Annotated in this window: 4 protein-coding genes and 1 pseudogene; all 5 read left to right on the plus strand. The window is 68.7% G+C overall.

The window, feature by feature from the left end:
* On the plus strand, window positions 1–255 hold a 255-nt coding region (locus C5F48_RS21790), incomplete at its 5' end, for an ABC transporter permease subunit (protein WP_441302625.1).
* A 46-nt stretch (window positions 256–301) separates the two neighbouring features.
* Complete coding sequence (locus tag C5F48_RS21795; RefSeq protein WP_107665850.1) at window positions 302–1264, plus strand: substrate-binding domain-containing protein; 963 nt, start codon at window positions 302–304, stop codon at window positions 1262–1264.
* Between the two features lie 59 nt (window positions 1265–1323).
* Window positions 1324–1911, plus strand: coding sequence for a DJ-1/PfpI family protein (locus C5F48_RS21800; protein ID WP_107665851.1), 588 nt, complete (start codon window positions 1324–1326; stop codon window positions 1909–1911).
* Window positions 1912–2075: 164 nt separating this feature from the next.
* Window positions 2076–3621 (plus strand): annotated as a pseudogene (locus C5F48_RS21805) (acetolactate synthase large subunit).
* Between the two features lie 512 nt (window positions 3622–4133).
* Window positions 4134–4922 (plus strand): glycosyltransferase (locus tag C5F48_RS21810; protein ID WP_107665852.1); only part of this gene is annotated, 789 nt, incomplete at its 3' end.

Consider the following 4922-nt stretch of genomic DNA (forward strand, 5'->3'; position numbering starts at 1 on the left):
ATCCCGCGGCTCGGCGCGGCGACGCCGACCACCGGCCAGCTCTGGGAGCTGCAGGTGATCACCGCGGTGGTGATCGGCGGCACGCTGTTGCGCGGCGGCAAGGCGCGGATCTGGGGCACGGTCGCCGGGGCGCTGATCCTCGAGGTGATCGCCAACCTGATGGTGCTGTCCAACATGGTGTCGGAATACCTCGTCGCCGCGGTGCAGGGGGTGATCATCATCCTGGCCATGCTGGCGCACCGCTTCATCAAGTAACCGCCCGGAGAAGGCGGAGGGATTTTTCACTGGGAGGAGAAAGACAATGACAACCATCACCAGACGGGCGCTCGGCCTGCTGTCGGCGGCCAGCCTTGCCGCCATCGCCGCCACCGGGGCGCTGGCGCAAGACAAGAAGACCATCGCCGTGTCGATCCCGGCCGCCACCCATGGCTGGACCGGCGGGGTGGTCTATCACGCCGAACAGGCGGAAAAGGAGATCGAGGCCGCCTTCCCGAACATCGACGTGATCGTGAAGACCTCGCCCTCGGCCACGGCGCAGGTCTCGGCGCTGGAGGACATGTCGGCCAGCCAGACGCTCGACGCGCTGGTCATCCTGCCCTTCACCTCGGAGGAGCTCACCGGCCCGGTCGAGCAGGTGAAGGCGAACGGCACCTTCATCGCCGTGGTCGACCGCGGCCTGACCGACCCGGCGATCCAGGATCTCTACGTCGCCGGCGACAACATCGCCGTGGGCGCGAACACCGCGAAATGGCTGGCGGAGAAGCTCGGCAACGAGGGCAAGATCGTCGTGCTGCGCGGCATCCCCACCGTGATCGACGACGAGCGCATCCAGGGCTTCACCGAGGTGATCGAGGGCACCAACATCGAGATCCTCGACATCCAATATGCCAACTGGAACCAGGACGAGGCCTTCAGCCTGATGCAGGACTACCTGGCCAAGCACCCGCAGATCGACGCGGTCTGGGCCAACGACGACGACATGCTGCTGGGCGTGCTGGAGGCGGTGAAGCAATCCGGCCGCACCGAGATCAAATATGCGCTCGGCGGCAACGGCATGAAGGACGTGATCGAGATGGTCATGGCCAACGACCCGGTCACGCCGATCTCCACCCCCTATCCGCCGTCGATGATCAAGTCGGCGATCTACATGACCGCGGCCCAGTTCACCGGCCAGGCCCCGATGCGCGGCACGTTCAAACTCGACGCGCCGCTGATCACCCCCGAGAACGCCGAGCAGTTCTACTTCCCCGACTCGCCGTTCTGACATTCCGGAGCGCCCGCGACCGGGCGCTCCGCCCCACCGTCCAAGAAGGAGAGGCCACAATGCCTGGCAAGACCATCCTCATGCTCTGCGGCGAGTTCACCGAGGAATACGAGATCTTCGTGTTCCAGCAGGGAATGGAAGCCGTGGGTCACACCGTCCACGTCATCTGCCCCGACAAGAACAAGGGCGACATGATCCAGACCTCGCTGCACGATTTCGAGGGACACCAGACCTATATCGAACGCTTCGGCCATCTGGCAGAGATCAACAAGAGCTTCTCCGAGGTCAATCTCGACGATTACGACGCGGTCTACTGCGCCGGCGGGCGCGGCCCGGAATACATCCGCACCGACAAGCGCATCCAGGCCATGGTGCGGCATTTCCACGAGACCGGAAAGCCGATCTTCACCATCTGCCACGGGGTGCAGATCCTCGTTGCGGTCGACGGGGTGATCCGCGGCAAGAAGGTCGCGGCGCTGGGGGCCTGCGAGCCCGAGGTGATCCTCGCCGGCGGCACCTATATCGACGTGAAGCCGCACGAGGCCTATGTCGACGGCACCATGGTCTCGGCGAAGGGCTGGACCGGGCTCGCCGCTTTCATGCGCGAATGCATGAAGGTGCTCGGCACCCAGATCACCCACAGCTGATCCCGCCGTCGACGGACCCCCGGCTGTCGGAGACCGCCGGGCCGGGCCGCCCAAGGGGCGCGCCCGGCCGGTCCGGTGCTTGACACTGGGGCCGGGCGCTGACTTGCTCTGCCCGCGCGCCCCGGCCCACCTGCGGTCCGGGGCCAGACCTGCGGGAGACCAGAATGAACGGCGCCGACATCCTTTGCGAAACCCTGCTGGCCAATGGCATCGACACCTGCTTTGCCAATCCCGGCACCTCCGAGATGCATTTCGTGGCGGCGCTCGACCGCCAGCCGCGGATGCGCTGCGTGCTGGGCCTGTTCGAGGGCGTGGTGACCGGCGCCGCCGACGGCTATGCCCGGATGGCCGACAAGCCGGCGGTCACCCTGCTGCATCTGGGGCCGGGGCTGGCCAATGGTCTGGCCAACCTGCACAACGCCCGCCGCGCCCGCGTGCCGATGGTCAACGTAGTCGGCGACCATGCCACCTATCACCTCGTGCATGACGCGCCGCTGACCTCCGACATCGAGGGGCTGGCCTGGCCGATGTCGCATTGGGTGGGCCGGGCCGAGACCGCCGACACAGTAGGGCCGCGCTGCGAAGAGGCGATCCTCGCCGCCCGCTCCGGCGCGGGCAACATCGCCACGCTGATCCTGCCGGCCGACGCCGCCTGGACCGAGGCGACGATGCCGCCGCCGGTTGTCGTCAGCCCTCCCGCCCTCGCCGCGCCCGATGCGGCGCAGGTCCGCCGGGCCGCCGAGGCCTTGCGCAACGGTAAGTCCACCACCATCCTCGTCACCGGCGCCGCCCTGCGCGCGGCGCAGACCGAGCTTCTGGACCGCATCGCGCAGAAGACCGGCGCGCGGCTGATGGCGCAGCAGGCCAACGGCCGGATGCAGCGCGGCGCCGGACGGGTGGCGCTGGACCGGGTGCCCTATGTCATCGACCAGGCGCTGGAGTGCTTCGCCGCCACCGAGCAGCTGATCCTGATAGGCGCCAAGGCCCCGGTCGGCTTCTTCGCCTATCCGGGCAAGCCCGGCTCGATGCTGCCCGAAACCTGCGCGGTGCTGGAGCTCGCCGCCCCCGACGACGACCTCGCCGCGGCGATCACAGCCCTGGCGGAGGAGGTCGGCACGGCCCCCGCGCCCCGCCCCGCCACACGGCTGAGCCCCGACCTGCCCGGCGGAGCGCTGACCCCCCGACGCCATCGCCCTCGCGCTGGCCCGGGCGATGCCCGAAGACGCCATCGTCTGCGACGAGTCGATCACCTCGGGCCGCGACTTCTTCCGGATGACCCATGGCGCGGCCCCGCATGACTTCCTGCAACTGACCGGCGGCGCCATCGGCGACGGCATCCCGATGGCCACCGGCGCCGCCGTCGCCTGCCCCGACCGCAAGGTGATCGGGCTGCAGGCCGACGGCAGCGGCATGTATACCGTCCAGGGGCTCTGGACCCAGGCGCGCGAGCGGCTGGACGTCCTGACCATCGTCTTCGCCAACCGCCGCTACCAGATCCTGCACGGCGAGCTGCTGAACGTCGGCGCCGGCCCCGCGGGCGAGAACGCCCGCCGCATGCTCGACCTCGACGACCCGGCGCTGGACTGGGTGCAGATGGCCGGGGCGATGGGCGTCGAAGCGGCGCGGGCCGACACAGTGGAGCGCTTCGACGACCTGCTGCGCCAGGCGCTGGCCCGCAAGGGGCCGTTCCTGATCGAGGCGGTGATCTGAGGCGGGGGGCCGGACGCAGTTGCCCGCTGCGGCCGCCCTGCCCCTTTTTCGACAGCATGAGCCGCGGCGCAACGAGCGAGCCGTTTTCAACGGCCGCAACCTTCGCAATAGCTCGAAACCCCGGACTCCGGGCAGCCTCTTCCCCGCCAGAGGCGAGAGGGCTGTGACAAGTCGGCAGATTGACAAGCCGGCGCGGCGTCGGGCCGTATGTCCCGGTATCAGTTGTACGAGTGTTCCATGTTGCCATCCAACGATCGCCTCGCCCCGGGCGTGGCCGGGCTTCCCTGCGCAGAGGCAGCGCCGCCCGGCGGCCCTTTCGGCCTCCTCCTCCGACAAGCACCAGCCCGCGCGGGATAACCGCCGCCACCGTGGACCCGAGTCCGCATAGGGACGCCCGGCCCGCCGGGGTCGCCCCTGCTGCAACGGACATCCCGGACGGCCGACAGGCCGCGCCGATCCGCGTCTCGCTGACTGCCCAACCCTTCCGAGTCCCCACCAGCCATAGGTGATTGATGCAAGTTGTTGGAATATGCCGCTTCTCCCTCCTCGGCAAAGGCGACTGGAAGACATTCGCGACGCCGGACCAGACGCCCGACGCCGCTTTCCTGGAAGCCCAGGCCAAGGCGCTCTTCGCCCCCGATCGCCTGGAAGCCCGCCTGAAGAGCTTCGAGCACATCACCCTCGCCTCGCTGGCGGCCCAGACCGACCCGGGGTTCACCTTCATCGTCCTGGCCTCGAAACTGATGCCGCCGGACTACCGCCGCCGCCTGAAGGCCCTCTGCGCCGCGGCGCCCCAGGTCTGCCTGCGCTTCTTCGAGCCGGTCACCGCCTATGCGGCGCAGCGGCGGGTCTTCCGAGAGTTGGAGCTGTCCTACCCCGACGTTCTGCAATTCCGCCTCGACGATGACGACGGCCTCTGCATCGACTTCATCGAGCGCATGAAGGCCGCCGCCGACAGCGCGGCGCCGGAGCACGAGATCTTCACCCTCTCGATGCGCGGCGTCATGTTCTGCTCCTCCGGCGGCGCCGCCCCGGGGACCTACCACTGGCCCGTCGATTTCATGAGCGCCGGGGCCGCGATCCGCCACCCCTCGAAGAGCATCTACCAGTTCGGCCATTTCGGCATGGCGCAGCGCTTTCCCGCCATCGTGCTGACCGGGGGCATGGCGCTGGTCAGCCACAACGGCACCAACGACACGGCCTTCAACGCGCATGTCGTGAGAAAGCGCGCGATGGAGCTTATGGGCCCGCAGGAGGCCGAGGAAGCTATTGCCCGCCACTTCCCCTTCCTCTCGACTACC

This window comes from Cereibacter changlensis JA139 (assembly GCF_003034985.1).
Lineage (GTDB): Bacteria > Pseudomonadota > Alphaproteobacteria > Rhodobacterales > Rhodobacteraceae > Cereibacter > Cereibacter changlensis.

What these genes read in the sequence shown, in the direction of transcription:
- C5F48_RS21795 (WP_107665850.1), top strand. Translation starts at nt 302, where the DNA reads ATGACAACCATCACCAGACGGGCGCTCGGCCTGCTGTCGGCGGCCAGC.
- C5F48_RS21800 (WP_107665851.1), top strand. Translation starts at nt 1,324, where the DNA reads ATGCCTGGCAAGACCATCCTCATGCTCTGCGGCGAGTTCACCGAGGAA.